The organism is Glaciimonas sp. PAMC28666, assembly GCF_016917355.1.
GTDB lineage: Bacteria > Pseudomonadota > Gammaproteobacteria > Burkholderiales > Burkholderiaceae_D > Glaciimonas.
Genome location: NZ_CP070304.1, coordinates 2785890 through 2803302 on the forward strand (window position 1 = coordinate 2785890; position 17413 = coordinate 2803302).

The 17413-nt window shown below is 52.2% G+C and carries 14 protein-coding genes; 11 read left to right on the forward strand and 3 right to left on the reverse strand.

Going from position 1 to position 17413, the window contains the following annotated elements:
• Positions 1-332 precede the first annotated feature (332 nt).
• The 3 genes from JQN73_RS11990 (at position 333) to dxs (ending at position 3422) form a co-directional block, all read left to right on the forward strand.
• Complete coding sequence (locus tag JQN73_RS11990; RefSeq protein WP_205323332.1) at positions 333-593, forward strand: exodeoxyribonuclease VII small subunit; 261 nt, start codon at positions 333-335, stop codon at positions 591-593.
• Positions 594-676: 83 nt separating this feature from the next.
• Positions 677-1546 (forward strand): polyprenyl synthetase family protein, encoded by an 870-nt coding sequence (locus JQN73_RS11995; protein ID WP_240162562.1) that lies wholly within the window; start codon positions 677-679, stop codon positions 1544-1546.
• Positions 1547-1550: 4 nt separating this feature from the next.
• The gene (gene dxs, locus JQN73_RS12000; RefSeq protein WP_205319019.1) at positions 1551-3422 is read left to right on the forward strand and encodes a 1-deoxy-D-xylulose-5-phosphate synthase; all 1872 of its coding nucleotides are present in this window, start codon (positions 1551-1553) and stop codon (positions 3420-3422) included.
• A gap of 209 nt (positions 3423-3631) precedes the next feature.
• On the opposite strand, the gene JQN73_RS12005 is transcribed toward dxs, so the two are convergent.
• Positions 3632-4189, reverse strand: a complete 558-nt coding sequence (locus JQN73_RS12005; RefSeq protein WP_205319020.1) for a cob(I)yrinic acid a,c-diamide adenosyltransferase — start codon at positions 4187-4189, stop codon at positions 3632-3634.
• A 111-nt stretch (positions 4190-4300) separates the two neighbouring features.
• On the opposite strand from JQN73_RS12005, the gene JQN73_RS12010 reads away from it, so the two are divergent.
• The 8 genes from JQN73_RS12010 (at position 4301) to JQN73_RS12045 (ending at position 15662) form a co-directional block, all read left to right on the forward strand.
• Positions 4301-5710 carry an FAD-binding oxidoreductase gene (locus JQN73_RS12010; RefSeq protein WP_205319021.1) on the forward strand — a complete coding sequence of 470 codons (1410 nt, stop codon included), beginning with the start codon at positions 4301-4303 and terminating at the stop codon, positions 5708-5710.
• A gap of 193 nt (positions 5711-5903) precedes the next feature.
• Positions 5904-6791: a LysR substrate-binding domain-containing protein gene (locus JQN73_RS12015; RefSeq protein WP_205323333.1), complete on the forward strand. Its 888-nt coding sequence runs from the start codon at positions 5904-5906 to the stop codon at positions 6789-6791.
• 313 nt (positions 6792-7104) lie between these two features.
• Complete coding sequence (locus JQN73_RS12020; protein ID WP_205319022.1) at positions 7105-8604, forward strand: FAD-linked oxidase C-terminal domain-containing protein; 1500 nt, start codon at positions 7105-7107, stop codon at positions 8602-8604.
• A gap of 55 nt (positions 8605-8659) precedes the next feature.
• Positions 8660-9712, forward strand: a complete 1053-nt coding sequence (gene glcE, locus JQN73_RS12025) for a glycolate oxidase subunit GlcE (protein WP_205319023.1) — start codon at positions 8660-8662, stop codon at positions 9710-9712.
• Positions 9713-9954: 242 nt separating this feature from the next.
• On the forward strand, positions 9955-11202 hold the full coding sequence (gene glcF / locus JQN73_RS12030) for a glycolate oxidase subunit GlcF (RefSeq protein WP_205319024.1): 1248 nt from the start codon (positions 9955-9957) through the stop codon (positions 11200-11202).
• A 415-nt stretch (positions 11203-11617) separates the two neighbouring features.
• The gene (gene glpD, locus JQN73_RS12035) at positions 11618-13228 is read left to right on the forward strand and encodes a glycerol-3-phosphate dehydrogenase (protein ID WP_205319025.1); all 1611 of its coding nucleotides are present in this window, start codon (positions 11618-11620) and stop codon (positions 13226-13228) included.
• 71 nt (positions 13229-13299) lie between these two features.
• Complete coding sequence (glpK, locus tag JQN73_RS12040) at positions 13300-14802, forward strand: glycerol kinase GlpK (RefSeq protein WP_205319026.1); 1503 nt, start codon at positions 13300-13302, stop codon at positions 14800-14802.
• 140 nt (positions 14803-14942) lie between these two features.
• A complete protein-coding gene (locus tag JQN73_RS12045; protein WP_205319027.1) occupies positions 14943-15662 on the forward strand; it encodes an MIP/aquaporin family protein in 720 nt (239 codons plus the stop codon).
• A 56-nt stretch (positions 15663-15718) separates the two neighbouring features.
• Here the strand turns inward: JQN73_RS12045 and JQN73_RS12050 are convergent, their stop codons facing one another.
• Both JQN73_RS12050 and JQN73_RS12055 read right to left on the reverse strand, forming a co-directional pair.
• Positions 15719-16261 (reverse strand): glutathione peroxidase, encoded by a 543-nt coding sequence (locus JQN73_RS12050; RefSeq protein WP_205319028.1) that lies wholly within the window; start codon positions 16259-16261, stop codon positions 15719-15721.
• Between the two features lie 2 nt (positions 16262-16263).
• Positions 16264-17400 carry a PilT/PilU family type 4a pilus ATPase gene (locus JQN73_RS12055; protein WP_205319029.1) on the reverse strand — a complete coding sequence of 379 codons (1137 nt, stop codon included), beginning with the start codon at positions 17398-17400 and terminating at the stop codon, positions 16264-16266.
• Between the last annotated feature and the right edge of the window lie 13 nt (positions 17401-17413).

Consider the following 17413-nt stretch of genomic DNA (forward strand, 5'->3'; position numbering starts at 1 on the left):
ACCTGTATCCAAATAATATAAAATTAAGATGAAGCGGAAATTTCGGACATAACCCAATATTATGCCACAGCTTGCCTCGCTTGCTTCTATTTCACCATAAATTGACAGATAATCCCCTAGTAATTCAACGGGTTAGAACCGTTTGCACTAAAATAGACGACCGCATAACTAAGCAATTGGCTAAAGTTGCACGCTTGCCCTTTGTTTACCTGCAATCTGGCGTTACCATTCCAAAGTTGGATACCGTATTGACTTAATTCAATGGCGATACAGGGCCGCTTGGCCGACGATTGATCGCAGGGCAACACTATTTTGAACAGGCTATAACAATTATGGCAAAGAACGTACTTTCTGTCAGTCTTCCGGCATCATTTGAAGCCGCGATGGCTGAATTGGAACAACTTGTCGCTCAAATGGAAGCCGGCGAATTGCCGCTGGAGGCGTCCGTGGCCGCTTACAAGCGCGGTTCCGAACTCGTAAAATATTGCGCAGTGCAGCTTGATAAGGTTGATAACCAAGTCAAATTGTTAGAAGGGGATATGTTAAAACCTTTCGCCACGACCTCAGAGCAAACTGACGGAATCGAAGAATGACCGGTGCTGAAAATACGACTGACACTATAGTGTCGATTAAGGATGTTGGGACGACTGACGATACCTTGGTGTTCTCGGACTGGATGCGTCGGGTTCAGACCGTAACGGAAGTTGCACTGACAACATTTTTGCCTGCGACGAGTGTCGTTCCGGTGCGTTTGCATCAGGCGATGCGTTACGCCGTTTTGGATGGAGGCAAGCGGATACGGCCTCTTCTGGTATTTGCTGCGGGAGAATTATTCGGAGCGTCGCACGCCATGCTGGAGCGAGCAGCCACGGCCGTTGAAATGATGCATGCTTATTCGTTGGTGCATGACGATATGCCTTGCATGGACGACGATGCGCTACGTCGCGGCAAGCCGACCGTGCATGTAAAATATGATGAGGCAACGGCGTTACTGGTTGGCGATGCATTGCAGTCGCAGGCATTCATTGTATTGTCTGCCCCTGTTGATTCTGTCGATCCCGTGCGTCAGATGGCGATGTTGCGCTTATTGGCGGATGGTTCGGGATCGTCGGGCATGTGCGGCGGTCAGGCAATCGATTTGGATAGCGTTGGTGTGCAGTTGTCGTTGGAAGCGCTTGAATTGATGCATCGATTGAAAACCGGTGCTTTATTACGGGCTTCTGTCTTGTTAGGTGCCACAAGCGGCAAGACTCTATCCATCCTGGAGGTGCAGGCTTTAGAGAAGTATGGCACGGCGATCGGATTGGCATTTCAGGTGATCGACGACATTCTTGATGCGACTGCCGACTCGGCAACGTTAGGCAAGACAGCAGGCAAAGATGCGGCGAACAATAAACCAACCTATGTGTCGATTCTCGGTCTGGTGGAATCGCAGGTGTTGGCAGAAAAATTGCGTAACGACGCTCACGCGGCAGTTGCGCCCTTCGGCGACAATGCGCGTCGGCTACGTGCATTGGCAGATTTGATTGTGCAGCGGAAAGCTTAGGCCCATGAATTTACTTAATACAATAAACAGCCCGGCCGACTTGCGCCACCTGACGCGCGCACAGCTTCGTCCGCTCGCCGATGAGTTACGCGAATTCGTCATTGATTCCGTTTCCCAGACTGGCGGCCATTTGTCGTCGAATCTCGGAACGGTTGAATTAACCATCGCGCTGCATTACGTTTTTAATACGCCTGAAGACCGGATCGTATGGGACGTCGGTCACCAGACTTATCCGCACAAAATTCTGACCGGTCGTCGCGATCAAATGAAAACCTTGCGGCAGTTCGAAGGTATTTCAGGATTTCCACGCAGGGACGAAAGCGAATACGATACGTTTGGCACCGCCCATTCATCGACTTCCATTTCGGCCGCGTTGGGGATGGCCCTGGCTGCCAAGACCAAAGGCGAAACGGATCGTCACGCGGTAGCGGTGATTGGCGATGGCGCCATGACCGCTGGAATGGTGTTCGAGGCGATGAACAACGCTGGCGTGTACGACGATATCAATTTGCTGGTGATTTTAAATGACAACGATATGTCGATTTCGCCGCCGGTCGGCGCGTTAAATCGGTACCTGGCGCGTTTGATGTCCGGCCAGTTTTATGCCAAGGCAAAAAATGTCGGTAAGTCGATGCTGCCGGGGCCTATGCTGCAATTGGCGAAACGGCTTGAAGAGCATGCCAAAGGGATGGTCGTGCCGGCGACGATGTTCGAAGAATTGGGTTTCAATTACATCGGCCCGATAGATGGACACGATTTGGAGTCACTGATTCCGACGCTACAAAATCTGAAGCATTTGAAGGGCCCACAGTTTCTGCACGTGGTGACCAAAAAAGGTCAGGGTTATAAGTTGGCGGAAGCCGACCCGGTGCTTTATCACGGTCCGGGAAAGTTTAATCCGGCGGTCGGGATCAAGCCGGCGACGTCCAGCAAGATGACTTACACCCAGGTGTTCAGTGACTGGTTATGCGATATGGCCGCGCAGGATGACAAACTCATCGGGATAACGCCAGCGATGGCGGGCGGTTCAGGATTGGTCGATTTTGAACAGCGCTTCCCGGAGCGCTACTATGATGTCGGGATTGCTGAACAACACGCGGTGACGTTTGCGGCTGGTTTAGCATGCGAGGGTTTGAAACCCGTAGTCGCGATTTATTCGACTTTCCTGCAGCGCGCTTATGACCAGCTGATACACGATGTCGCGCTGCAAAATCTGGACGTGACATTTGCGCTGGATCGCGCCGGTCTGGTGGGCGCAGATGGGGCAACTCACGCTGGAAATTACGATATCGCTTATTTGCGCTGCATTCCCAACATGGTGGTCATGGCCGCATCGGATGAAAACGAATGTCGTCAGATGTTGTCAACCGCCTATTTCTACAAAGGCCCCGCCGCGGTGCGTTATCCTCGCGGCAGTGGCGTTGGTGCAGTAATCGATCAGGCGCTGACTGGATTGCCGTTGGGCAAAGGCGAAATCAGGCGTCAAGGCAGCGGCATCGCGATTTTGGCTTTTGGTACGATGCTGGCACCAAGTCTTGAAGCCGCCGAATCATTAAACGCGACCGTCGCCAATATGCGCTTTATCAAGCCGCTTGACGTTGCGCTATTACTCGAACTGGCAAATTCGCATGATGCGATTGTGACCGTCGAAGAGGGTTCGATCATGGGAGGCGCGGGAGCGGCGGTGGCAGAAGCTTTAGCTGCGGCTGGATGTGTTAAGCCGCTGCTAAATTTAGGATTGCCGGATCGATTTATTGATCATGGCGATGCTACGCAGTTGCTAGCGATGTGTGGTCTGAATGCTGATGGGATTGCTGCGAGTATCCGACAGCGATTTGGAAAAGAAGTGTTGCATCTGGTCGCAGTGCAGAAGTAAAGCGCTTTCCGGTGTCGTGTAAGCAGCAGTTACGGCCTTGATCGTAACTGCTGCTTACATGAGCCAATCATGAGCACTGATGAGCCAATCGTGAGCCATTCCTGAGACAGCACGGCAGAATTATCCCTGCGCTCGTGTTCTTATCTGCGGTTATGGACGCGTTGGTTGTTTGCTCACAGGATCACCTGATCGAAGCAAAAAAGACATTCTTAAACATCAGTCCGTCCAACGTTCTTCCACAAAACATCACTCCCCCCATCCAACCGATTCAACACCCGCGACAAAACAAACAATAAATCCGATAGCCGATTAACGTAATGTCGGACAGGCACATTCACCGCTTCACTCTTGCCCAGCGTAATGATGCTGCGCTCCGCCCGGCGGCAAACTGTCCGGCAAACGTGCGCTTGCGCAGCGGTGCGGGCGCCGCCAGGCAGAATGAATTCTCGTAACGGCGGTACGTCTGCATTGTATTTTTCCAGCAACGCATCGAGTCGCGCAATATGTGAGTCCTTGATCATCACATAACCCGGAATACACAGCTCACCGCCAAGATCGAACAAATCATGCTGAATGACAAGTAAATCATCGCGTAAAGGATTCGGCAATATCTCGCAAAGCAAAACCCCCAGATGAGAGTTCAATTCATCGACATCGCCGATTGCATGGATGCGCAAACTATCTTTGTCTGTGCGGCTACCATCGCCGAGGCCGGTGGTGCCGTCGTCACCCGTGCGTGTAGTTATTTTTGAGAGTCGGTTGCCCATGTTATCTGCATATAGAAAGTAAATAGCCACTTTACACCAGTGGCCGGATAGCGTGACAAATTCCCGGCAATTGCGATCGAAGAGTAAAATCAGGATAAAACGGAGACCCTAATGAATCACATAGTTACATCGGCAGCATTGAAAAAACCACTTCCTGAAGCGCTCATTGTTGGCCTCCAAACCTTATTTGGTGATCGCTTTTCTTCCACCCAAGCCATGCGCGAACATCATGGAAGTGACGAATCCTCCTATGATCCCATGCTGCCGGATGCGGTCGTGTTCGCTGAATCAACCGAAGAGGTCGCGGCGACCGTCAAATTGTGCAATGAATATCAAATACCGCTGATCCCCTATGGTTGCGGAACCTCGCTTGAGGGCCACATATTGGCCCTGCAAGGCGGGATTTCGATCGACTTGTCGCGGATGAACAAGTTGCTGGCGGTGCATGCAGAAGATATGACCGCGACCGTACAAGCTGGTGTTACACGCAAGCAGATCAACCATGAAATTAAAGATAGCGGATTGTTTTTCCCGATTGATCCTGGGGCCGACGCCTCGTTGGGCGGCATGGCGGCGACGCGCGCGTCCGGGACCAATGCGGTGCGTTACGGCACCATGCGTGAAAATACGCTGGCGCTGACTGTCGTGACTTCGGATGGTCGTATTATTAAAACCGGCACCCGGGCAAAAAAATCGTCCGCTGGCTACGATCTGACGCGCATATTTGTCGGTAGCGAAGGTACGTTGGGCGTCATTACCGAAGTCACCGTGCGCCTTTATCCTCAGCCCGAAGCAATTTCCGCTGCGGTGTGCTCGTTCGAGAGCATCGGGGATGCGGTGAATGCGGTGATACAGATTATTCAACTCGGTGTGCCGATAGCGCGGGTCGAATTTCTGGATGAAAATAGTGTGAGGGCGATTAACGCTAACGCCAAATTAGGTCTGCCGGAAAAGCCACTATTGCTGTTTGAGTTTCATGGCAGCGAAAATGGGGTCAAGGAACAAGCGGAGCTGGTGCAGACCGTGGTGAATGATTTCCACGCAATTGGTTTTGAGTGGGCGACCCAGCCTGAAGATCGTTCCCGATTGTGGGCTGCGCGACATAACGCCTTCTTTTCGCTATTGCAATTGCGCCCCGGTTGCCGTGCGATATCGACCGATTGTTGCGTACCGATTTCCCGTCTGGCCGAGTGCATGCTGACGACCAAAGCAGATTGCGATGCTAATGGCATGATTTATTCGATACTGGGCCACGTCGGTGATGGTAATTTCCATGTGCAAATGCTGGTTGATCCAGACAACCCGCAAGAGATCGCCTGCGCCGAAGGAATCAACAGCCGTATGGTGGCGTTAGCGATTGCGATGGATGGAACCTGCACCGGAGAGCATGGGGTCGGCTTGCATAAGATGGATTTTTTGATCGCTGAACACGGAGATGCTGCGATTGAGACCATGCGTGCGCTGAAGCATGCTTTCGATCCGAAAAACATACTTAACCCAGGGAAAATTATTCGTTGGTGAGTCGGGCGGGCAGCTGTGAAAGCAGGGAAGGACTTTAAGGGAAAGTTGAAAATTGCCTTGAACGCTGAACCTCTGAACCTCTGGGCCGCTGAACTACTCAATCTGGACATTTTTACATTGCATCATCACCGCACCACGCAATCGGACCACGAATGAAAATTTCCCCATACGCAATATGCTAAACAAGTCTTCAATTGCGACTCGATTACCGCCGGTCCATGCGCTATCGGCATTTGAGGCCGCGGCGCGCCACAATTCATTTGCGCTTGCCGCTGACGAGCTATGCATCACGCCTTCGGCCTTGTCACACCGCATTCGCTTGCTGGAAGATTTTGTCGGTGAGCGGCTGTTTAGCCGTGAGGGGCGCACCGTCACTTTGTCAGAATTCGGTCGTCGGTATTTAGATGTAGTGCGGAACGCTTTGCGCACCTTAATTGAGTTTCCGATGCCGCATCGCGCTTCGCAAACGCAGCCGCGTATCAAAATAACCGTCCCACCGACGTTTGCCCGTTATTTGTTGATCCCGCATTTGGGAAGTTTCATCGCCGAGCATCCGGACATCGTAGTGGAGATATTTTTGTCAGTGCCGCTTTACGATTTAAGTCTTTCGGAAAGTGACATTGAGGTGCGCTTCGGTGCCGGAAGATATCCGAACACCACGACTGAGAAACTGTTTGAGGAACCCGCGTTTGCTGTTGCTACGCCGGATTACCTGCGTCAGATTGGGGGCATAGATGCGCCAGCCGATCTGCGTAAGGCGACACTCTTGCGCTCCGCATTGGAGCCTTGGCAGCCTTGGTTTGAAGCGGCTGGTTTGGACTGGCCAGAGCCGTCTTCGGGTTTGCGAGCAGACGATTTAGGTCTGTTGCTAGAGTTGATTCGTAACGGTTACGGCGTCGGATTAACCCGCAAACATTTTGCGCAAAAAATGATTGCAGACGGCGAGCTCGTTCAGCTATTTGATGTGAGTCTGACCTCGCCTCCGCATGCGTACTATTTGGTGTACGAACAAAAACCTTATGAGCGCCCCGAGGTGACGATTTTCATTTCCTGGATGAAAAAAACCTTTAGGCAACTTTGAATTTGCCGCATCGATAAAATAGCTTGCGGGAATCTATGATTTTGGACGTTTGCGTGACACGGGGGCGTGTAGGTGAAAAAATTTCACCCGTCGGGCTTAAGAGTTTCAGCCGCACGCGCAAGATAAGTACCGCCTGGCAATGACATTTTCGCTATACTTCCTGGTACGAAGCGCTGCTTTATTGCGCATGCTTTTACCCTTTATTTCGCGGGATGTTGGTTGTCTGGTGTTCACCTAAGTCTCGGTGGAATCTCTCAATGTCCTCCAGCAGCCCGCCCGCCACACCGTTACAGTTATCTCGCATAGGAATCGCATGAACGCCCCCGCAGAGACTTCAACATCCCCTTCTTTTACTGCCGAACGGCAACGTCAGGTCGCCGCTGCGTTACGCGCTGTGCTGCCGGTACATTCAGTGCTTTTTAACGAAGAAGACACCCGTCCTTATGAATGCGATGGCCTGGCCGCGTATCGACAATTACCGATGGTGGTCGCGCTGCCGGAAAATGAGGCGCAAGTTGCTGCGATCCTCACAATATGCCGCGATCTTAAGGTGCCGATCGTGCCACGCGGCGCCGGCACTGGCTTGTCCGGAGGCGCAATGCCGATTGCTGATGGTGTCGTGGTCTCGACCGCGAAACTCAACCGCATCGTAAAAATGGACGCCTATTCGCGGACTGCTGTGGTTCAACCGGGGGTGCGTAACCTGGCTATTTCCGATGCGGCGGCGGCACATAATTTGTATTACGCACCGGACCCGTCTTCGCAGATCGCCTGCACCATAGGCGGCAATGTTGCAGAAAACTCTGGCGGTGTTCATTGCCTGAAATACGGCCTGACGGTACATAACGTCATGCGGGTGCGGATGGTTACCATTGATGGCGAGGTAGTCGAACTTGGCGGCGCGGCATTGGATGCGCCGGGTCTTGATTTACTTTCCGTGTTCATTGGGTCGGAAGGTATGCTCGGCATCGTTACGGAAGTTACCGTCAAGTTGATTCCAAAGCCGCAGCTGGCGCGCGTCATCATGGCGTCGTTTGACGATATCGTCAAAAGCGGAAATGCAGTCGCCAACGTGATTGCTGCCGGGATCATTCCGGCGGGTCTTGAGATGATGGACAAAACCAGTTCACGCATGGTTGAGCCGTTTGTCAAAGCCGGTTACGACATTGATGCGGCAGCGATTTTGTTATGTGAGTCTGATGGCACCGCGGAAGAGGTGGAAGAAGAAATTGGCCGTATGAGCGAGGTGTTAAATGCCAGCGGTGCCACCCGCATCGAGGTGTCGCAATCGGAAGCGGAGCGACTGCGTTTTTGGTCAGGGCGCAAAAATGCATTTCCCGCAGCGGGACGTATTTCCCCCGATTATTACTGCATGGACGGCACCATTCCACGTAAAAATCTTGCGCAGGTTTTAATGCGCATAGAGGAAATGGAAAGTAAGCACGGCCTGCGCTGCGCCAACGTTTTTCACGCCGGTGACGGCAACCTGCATCCGTTAATCTTGTTCGACGCCAATGTTCCCGGTGAATTCCATCGTGCGGAGGCTTTTGGTGCCGAGATTCTGGAATTGTGCGTTGAAGTGGGCGGCACGATAACCGGAGAGCATGGGGTCGGTATCGAAAAAATAAATTCCATGTGCGTGCAATTTTCACCACTCGAACGCGAAGCATTCTTTGGCGTAAAGCGAGCATTTGATACCGCATTCTTATTGAATCCGGATAAGGCGATCCCCACGCTGCAACGATGTGCCGAGTACGGGAAAATGCACGTGCAACGCGGTCAGATGAAATTCCCCGATTTGCCCCGATTTTAAACATTGGCGCGAGAAAAAAATACTGCCACCAGGTCGTCAGACCAGAAACGAGACGATGGACAACCAAAAATTCAAGGATCAGATTCTCTCCGCACTCAGTACGCGGAGTGCTTTGCAGATCCGCGGCGGTGGGACCAAAGACTGGTACGGCCAAACGCCGGAGGGTACAGTCCTCGACACCCGCGCCCACAGCGGCATCATCGACTATGAACCTACTGAGTTGGTGATTACCGCACGCTGCGGCACGCCGTTAGCCGAAATTGAGACCGCACTCGCGGAGCGTGGTCAGTCACTGGCATTTGAGCCGCCGCATTTTGGTCCGGGCGCAACGGTCGGCGGGATGGTTGCGAGCGGCTTATCCGGTCCTTCACGGCAGGCAGTCGGTGCCTTGCGCGATTACGTATTAGGCGTGGTGCTGATGGATGGCAAAGCCGATGTGCTGCATTTTGGCGGTCAGGTGATGAAGAATGTCGCTGGCTACGATGTCTCGCGCTTGTTAACCGGGTCAATGGGAACGTTAGGTTTGATACTCCAAGCCTCCATAAAAGTGCTGCCCCGAGCGATTGCGATTAGCACCCGACATTTTGCCGTTGCTGAAGTGGAAGCGCTTCGTTGGCTTAATGAATGGGGCGGTCAGCCGTTGCCGGTTTCGGCCAGCTGTTGGTGTGACGGTGTGCTCACCGTTCGACTAGCCGGTGCACAAGCTGCAGTCAGTGCGGCAGAAAAAAAATTGGGCGGTGAGGCGGTATCGGACGGCGACGTTTTTTGGCATAGCGTCCGTGAGCAGACACATGCGTTTTTTAATTCATCGCCGGCAATCTGGCGCTTGTCTGTCCCTTCGGTAACCCCGCCAATCGCTTTGTCCGGAACGTCCCTGATTGAATGGGGTGGAGCGCAACGCTGGTTAATGACCGATGCCGCTGCGCTCGATATACGTGCCGCCGTCAGTGCGGTGGGAGGCCATGCGACGCTGTACCGTGGCGGTGATAAAAAGGCTGGCGTGTTTCACCCGTTAGCGCCAGCAGTCTCAAAAATTCATCAGAATTTGAAAGCGTCATTTGACCCGGCGGGAATTTTTAATCGCGGACGCATGTATCAGGATTTGTAAATAATGTGGTCCTTGTCGCCAATGTTTGCGATGCAAACCGTGGACGTTCTTTCGATGTGAAATTCGGTAAAACAAACACCACGTTTTGTCTCGTACGGCTTTTTTTGCATTTGATTTAATTGCGCCGGCCACACCCGGCCTGAGCAATTGTTAGCACGCCTGCGGTCAGGAAGGGTGATAGGTTCCGGGTTACGAACGCTACACTTTCTCGATGCAAGCCAATTACTGAACTCCAGGATTCTATGCAAACCAATTTAGCGCCATTCATCAAAGACACACGCGAAGGTAAAGAGGCCGAGGCCATTTTGCGGGCTTGCGTCCATTGCGGATTTTGTACCGCGACCTGCCCGACTTATCAAATTCTGGGTGATGAGCTGGATGGACCGCGGGGCCGAATTTATTTGATCAAGCAAGTTTTGGAAGGGCAACCCGCCACTGCCAAGACACAGTTGCATCTGGATCGCTGTCTCACCTGCCGCAATTGCGAATCGACATGCCCGTCGGGGGTCGAATATGGACGTCTGCTGGATATCGGTCGCAAGGTTGTAGACGATCAGGTGCCAAGATCATTGGAACAGCGCGTCACTCGCACAGCCTTAAAGCAGCTATTGCCGCGCCAGTGGTTATTCAAGCCAGCGTTTAAAACCGGGCAAGCGCTGCGTTCGTTTATGCCGAAAGCGCTTAAAGAAAAATTACCCGCCAAACAGGCCGCAGGAAGTTGGCCGCAACGTCAGCACACGCGCAAGATGTTGCTGCTTGACGGTTGTGTGCAACCGGCGATGGCACCAAATATTAATCGCGCTACCGCGCGGGTACTGGATGCGCTGGAAGTGCAGATCCTAATCGCTCCTAAAGCTGGTTGTTGTGGCGCAATTCGTTATCATCTTAATGATCACGATGGCGGGCTGGATGATATGCGGCGCAATATCGATGCATGGTGGCCGTACGTGGATGGTAGCAATGGTCAAAAAATCGAGGCCATTGTAATGACAGCGTCGGGATGCGGTACCACTGTCAAGGAATATGGAAACCTGCTGGCGGGCGACTCTGCTTACGCAGAAAAGGCGCAAAAGATATCTGCGTTGACGCGTGATCTCAGCGAGATTTTGCCCGAGCTGGAAGCGCCATTATTCGCTAAATTAGCCGGGAAGATTAACAAGCGGGTGGTGTTTCACCCGCCGTGCACTTTGCAGCATGGTCAACAGATCCGCGGCAAGGTCGAAGGATTGTTACGCGGCGCCGGTGTTGACGTGCAGCTATGCGCCGACAGCCATCTATGCTGCGGTTCGGCGGGGACCTACTCTGTTTTGCAGCCGGAACTTTCTCACCAGTTACGGGACAATAAAATACGCAATCTGGAGGCCACGCAACCGGACATGATCGTTTCTGCAAACATCGGTTGCCTGACGCATTTACAGTCAGGAACAGAGACGCCGGTGAAGCATTGGATTGAATTGCTGGATCAGGCGTTGCAACAGCCGTCTTCCTAAAAAAAAGTTTAACCGGTTGTTCCAGGCTAAGGTGGTCGCACTGTATTACTGATGCAGGCGACCATTTTTTTTTGGCACGTTTCTAATCATTGACGCTTGCATGGATTTTGAAGGTGTAGTTTGGTGTTCACCAGCTGGCCAAAAACCGTCAAAAAAAAAGTTATATTAAATTTTCTGCACTATATGAAACTTAATTTAAAAATATCTTTTTGGCAATTTGGTATTTTTTAACTAATTTATTTTGCTATTGCACAATAATTTCCGATAAAAAAATTTACCTTTCAATGTTCGAATTCGAACATTATAATTTCGAATATAGATATTTAATGTTTCTTTGCAACGAAGTTGATCAAGTAAAGGTCAGTTCAATACTTGTAATAGACCAAGCTGCGCAAAGTAAACGCGAGAGGATATTGTGAACGCAGGGAAAATTATCGATTTGTTGGTGGTGGGCGGCGGTGTGAACGGCGCAGGTATCGCGCGCGATGCTGTGGGACGGGGATTGAGTGTATTGCTCTGTGAGCAGGACGATCTGGCTGCCCACACCTCCTCCGCCAGCACCAAGCTCATCCACGGCGGCCTACGCTATCTGGAGCATTACGAATTCAGTCTCGTGCGCAAGGCTTTGCAGGAACGCGAGGTCTTGCTACGCCTCGCGCCGCATATTATTTCACCTTTGCGTTTCGTTATGCCGCACGTATCCAGTCTGCGGCCTGCCTGGATGATCCGTGCAGGTTTGTTCCTTTATGATCATTTGAGTAAACGCGAAATATTGCCCGGCTCCCGTGGCATCGATTTCCGCACCCATGTTTCCGGTGCACCTTTGAAAAAAAGCTTGAAGCGAGGTTTCGTTTATTCCGACGCCGCCGTTCAGGATGCGCGTCTGGTTGTTCTCAATGCGATGGATGCGCGTGAGCGCGGCGCGACGATCATGACAAAAACACGTTTGATCGCAGCCACGCAAGGGCAACAACATTGGGACGCGACGCTACAGTCGACGCTAGATGGCGCAACCACGCAGGTTCAGGCCCGTTGCGTGGTGAATGCGGCGGGCCCTTGGGTTGGCAGTTTGCTCAGCGGTGCATTGAATACCTCGGCCCGGCATCATATCCGCCTGGTGAAAGGCAGTCATATCGTCACCAGGCGATTGTTTGAGCATGATCATGCTTACATCTTTCAAAACCCTGATAAGCGCATTGTGTTTGCCATCCCCTACGAGGACGATTTTACGGCGATCGGGACGACCGACGTGGAATACAACGGCGACCCGACCAAGGTTACTATCTCGGCAGAAGAAACAGCGTATTTATGCGAATCCGTTAATCGCTATTTTGATATCCCGGTATCGCCTTCTCAAGTTGTCTGGTCGTGGTCCGGCGTACGCCCCTTGCTGGAAGAAGAAGTCGCTAACCCCTCCGCCGTGACCCGTGACTATCGCCTGGATTTAACGGACGAGAAAGATCTTGCGCCGGTGCTGTCGGTGTTTGGCGGGAAAATTACCACTTACCGGCGTTTGGCGGAAGAGGCGATGGAGAAGTTGCAACCGTTATTCAGTTACATGAAAACGGAAGACTGGACATCGCATGCGCCTTTACCTGGCGGAGACATCGAGGATGCCGATTTTGCGCGCTTCCTGAAACAATTTCAGCAACGTTGCCCATGGCTGCCAGCAGCGACCGCTAAACGCTATGCGCACGCCTACGGGACCCGCGTAGACACGCTGCTGGAGGGCATCCACGACATAGCCGGCCTCGGTCACCTATTTGGCGCTGACCTGTATGAGATTGAAGTGCGCTACCTTATTCAGGAGGAATGGGCGCTGACAGCAGAAGATATTATCTGGCGTCGTTCTAAGCTGGGTTTGCGCTTGGACAGCACCGAAATTGGACTATTAAGCACATGGTTAGAGATGCAAACCCGGATGCAAACCCGGACGCAAACCCGGGCACAAAATCGTACGCAAAAACAGACGCAAAACAACTCAAGCACCGGCGATTCGCAAAGCGACCGCGTGGAAATTATCTAAATCGCACTTAGGTCTTATCACTATAAAGATAATGGCGTAATCATGCGCCGCCAACTTTTTGGAGCAGACAATTGAAAGATAAATATATATTAGCCTTGGATCAAGGCACCACCAGTTCGCGGGCGATTCTTTTTGACCGGCAAGGAAACATCGTTTCATCGGCTCAAAAAGAGTTCCGCCAAATATATCCGCAACCGGGTTGGGTCGAGCATGACCCTCAGGAGATCTGGTCAAGCCAGGTGGGCGTCGCTGCGGAAGCGGCTACCAGCATTGGGCTGAATGGCACGTCAATCGCGGCTATCGGTATCACCAACCAGCGTGAAACAACGATAGTTTGGGATCGGGAGACCGGCAAAGCCATTTATAACGCCATCGTCTGGCAGGACCGACGAACTGCCGCGTTTTGCGACGAGCTGAAGCAGCGGGGGCTGGCAGAACAGATTCGTGAAAAAACCGGCTTGCTGGTGGATTCCTATTTTTCCGGGACCAAAATTCGCTGGATTCTCGATAATGTTGACGGTGCGCGGCAACTGGCGGATCAAGGGCGTTTAGCGTTCGGTACCGTTGATACCTGGCTAGTCTGGAATATGACGCGGGGCAAGCTGCACATTACCGATGTAACGAATGCCTCTCGCACCATGCTGTTCAACATCCATACGATGGATTGGGATGACGCGCTTTTAGAGATTATCGGCATCCCGCGCAGCATGTTGCCGGCGGTAAAATCATCCAGCGAAGTATACGGTCATACGGAAAAATCCGGGTTTGGCGCTGAAATCCCGATTGCCGGTATCGCCGGGGATCAGCAAGCGGCACTGTTCGGACAAATGTGCACTGCGCCTGGCATGGTCAAAAACACTTACGGCACGGGTTGTTTCATGGTGATGAACACCGGTACCAAGCCCATCGTTTCTAAAAATAACCTGCTCACGACCGTCGCATGGAAGATCGGGGACGAGGTGAATTATGCATTGGAAGGCAGTATCTTCATCGGTGGTGCCGTGGTGCAGTGGCTGCGCGACGGACTTGGCATCATTAAAGCTTCAAGCGAAGTCGAAGAGTTGGCACGTAGTGTCGACAATAGCGACGGCGTTTATCTGGTCCCCGCTTTTGCCGGATTAGGTGCGCCGCATTGGAATCCTCATGCACGCGGCACCGTGTTCGGCGTAACGCGTGGCACGACTTCCGCTCACTACGCGCGTGCGGCGCTAGACAGTATCGCCTATCAGACCATGGACGTGCTGAAGGCCATGGAAGCCGATTCAGGCATTGTTATTTCCGAATTGCGGGTCGACGGCGGGGCCACGGCAAATAATTTGCTGATGCAGTTTCAATCGGACATTCTGGGTGTTGATGTGGTTCGGCCAAAAGTCACTGAAACAACGGCCTTAGGCGCTGCTTATCTTGCCGGTCTGGCGGTGGGTTACTGGAGTAGCACCGATGATATGCGTGGCCAATGGCAATTAGACCGGCGCTTTCACGCGACTATGCCGAGCGACGAGGTCAAGGCGAATATCAAAGGCTGGCAACGTGCCATCGTCGCGGCCACCGCATGGGCCAACGACGGGACTTGACTTCCGTTTAGCCGACTGCGCAACAATCGCATTATCAGCGTTGTGCTTTTCTGTTTGTACTCGTGTACTGTTTCGTCGGCCGGGTGACAACCCGGTGCCGGCTAGCTACGCGAGCGTCCGATGTTTTCGAAAGACGTTCTATGAATCCTTTATTAGCCGAATTTGTAGGAACAACGTTAGGGGTCCTGCTGGGAAACGGTGTAGTCGCCAATGTGATCTTGAGCAAAACGAAGGGCAATGGCGGCGGCTTGATCGTGATCACGGTGGGCTGGGCGATGGCCGTTTTTGTCGGAGTTTTTACCGTCGCCTCTGCGAGCGGTGCGCATCTCAATCCGGCCGTAACAGTCGCTCTGGCAGTCGCCGGAAAATTCCCATGGGGCAGTGTGCCTGGTTATATTGCCGCCCAAATGTTGGGGGGAATGATGGGTGCGTTTTTAGTCTGGTTGGTGTATCGCAAGCATTTTGAGCAAACCACGGACGGCGACACCAAGCTCGCCGTGTTTTGTACCGGCCCGGCAATCCGTAACATCTTTGGTAATTTAATATCTGAGGTCGTGGGTACTTTTGTCCTGGTTTATGGCGTGCTGAGTATTGCTTCACCGAAATTCGGCCTGGGTGCGCTGGATGCGTTGCCGGTCGCGTTGCTGGTGATGAGTATCGGAGTTTCGTTAGGCGGAACCACAGGCTATGCGATTAACCCTGCGCGTGACCTCGGGCCGCGTCTGATGCATGCATTGTTACCCATACCGGGAAAACGCGACAGCGATTGGGGTTATGCTTTTGTGCCGGTATTGGGATCAATCACCGGTGGCGTGCTGGCCGCATTGTTATACGGCCTTGGTTCAACGATGTCACATTGAGCGAATTTTAAGTTTTTCTCCGCAGTCCCTTCGCGCAACCTTTCGGTTGCGTTTTTTTATCTCGCTAACAATTTTTCAATGTCTGCGGTAAGCGCTTCCGGTTTGGTTTGCGGCGCGTAGCGGTCCACCACCACGCCTTCTTTATTGATTAAAAACTTGGTGAAGTTCCATTTGATACCCTCGCTTCCCAGCAAGCCCGGGGCCACACTTTTCAGATATTGAAATAGCGGAGCAGCGTGATCTCCGTTGACATCGATTTTTGCAAACAGCGGAAAATGCACTCCGAAATTTTGCTCGCAAAATGCCCCGATTTCTTCCGCTGTCCCCGGCTCTTGCGCTCCGAACTGGTTACAGGGGAAACCAAGTACTTCAAATCCCAGAGCGTGATATTTGTTATAGACCTCTTCCAGCCCTTTGTATTGGGGCGTGAATCCGCACTTGCTGGCGACATTGACGATGAGTATCACTTTTCCGCGATACTCGGCCAATGTTGTCGGCGTACCGTCGAGTCGCGCAACGGTGAAGTCATAGATATTGGCTGAGCTGGCTGAAGCCACTGAAGTGCCCGTATTGGGTGTGTTTTCTGAATCCGTTTGCATATTCAAACCAGTCCTAAATGTTCGGTTCCCGTCGATAAATCACGCGTACTTGCCTCCTTGCCATGCAATTTAACCGCAAGACGCAGATCGTTCACCGAGTCGGCATTGCGTAATGCGTCCTCATAACTAATTTTACCCGCTTCATACAAATCGAACAAAGCCTGATCAAAAGTCTGCATCCCGAGCTCGCGTGATTTTTTCATGATTTCCTTGATTTCGTGCACGTCGCCTTTAAAAATCAAGTCGGATATCAAGGGGGAATTTAGTAAAATTTCAACGGCCGTACAGCGCCCTTTGCTGGCTTTAAGTGGAATCAAACGTTGCGAAACCACGCCTCGTAGATTCAGCGATAGATCCATCAGCAATTGCGCACGTCGCTCTTCCGGGAAAAAGTTAATAATGCGATCCAACGCCTGATTGGCGCTGTTGGCGTGCAACGTTGCCAGGCACAAATGGCCAGTTTCGGCAAAAGCAATGGCATGCTCCATAGTCTCGCGGTCACGGATTTCACCGAGCAGAATGACATCCGGTGCCTGCCGCAGAGTATTCTTTAAAGCTACCTCCCAGCTTTCCGTATCGACCCCGACTTCACGCTGGGTAATGATGCAATTCCCGTGCGGATGAACGTATTCAATCGGGTCTTCAATGGTGATGATGTGACCATGACTATTAGCGTTGCGATAGCCGATCATGGCTGCCAACGTGGTCGACTTGCCGGACCCGGTAGCGCCCACCATGACAACCAGTCCGCGCTTGGTCATTGCCACTTCTTTTAAGGTCTCGGGTAGGCCGAGGTCATCGAATTTTGGAATTTCGGTATTGATCGCGCGTAATACCATTCCGACTTTTCCTTGCTGCATAAACGCCGAAACGCGAAAGCGTCCCACTCCGCTCGGGGTAATGGCAAAATTACTCTCTTTAGTAGCTTCAAAATCTGCGGCCTGTTTATCGTTCATGATTGCACGCGCAAGTTCCAGCGTATGTGCAGCACTTAACGGCTGGTTCGATACCGGCGTAACGTTGCCATCGAGCTTGAACGCAGGCGGAAAGTCTGTCGTGATGAACAGATCAGAGCCGCGCTTACTCACCATCAAGCGTAGAAGGTCGTGCATGAACTTTGTAGCCTGATCCCGTTCCATAATATTTTTTGCC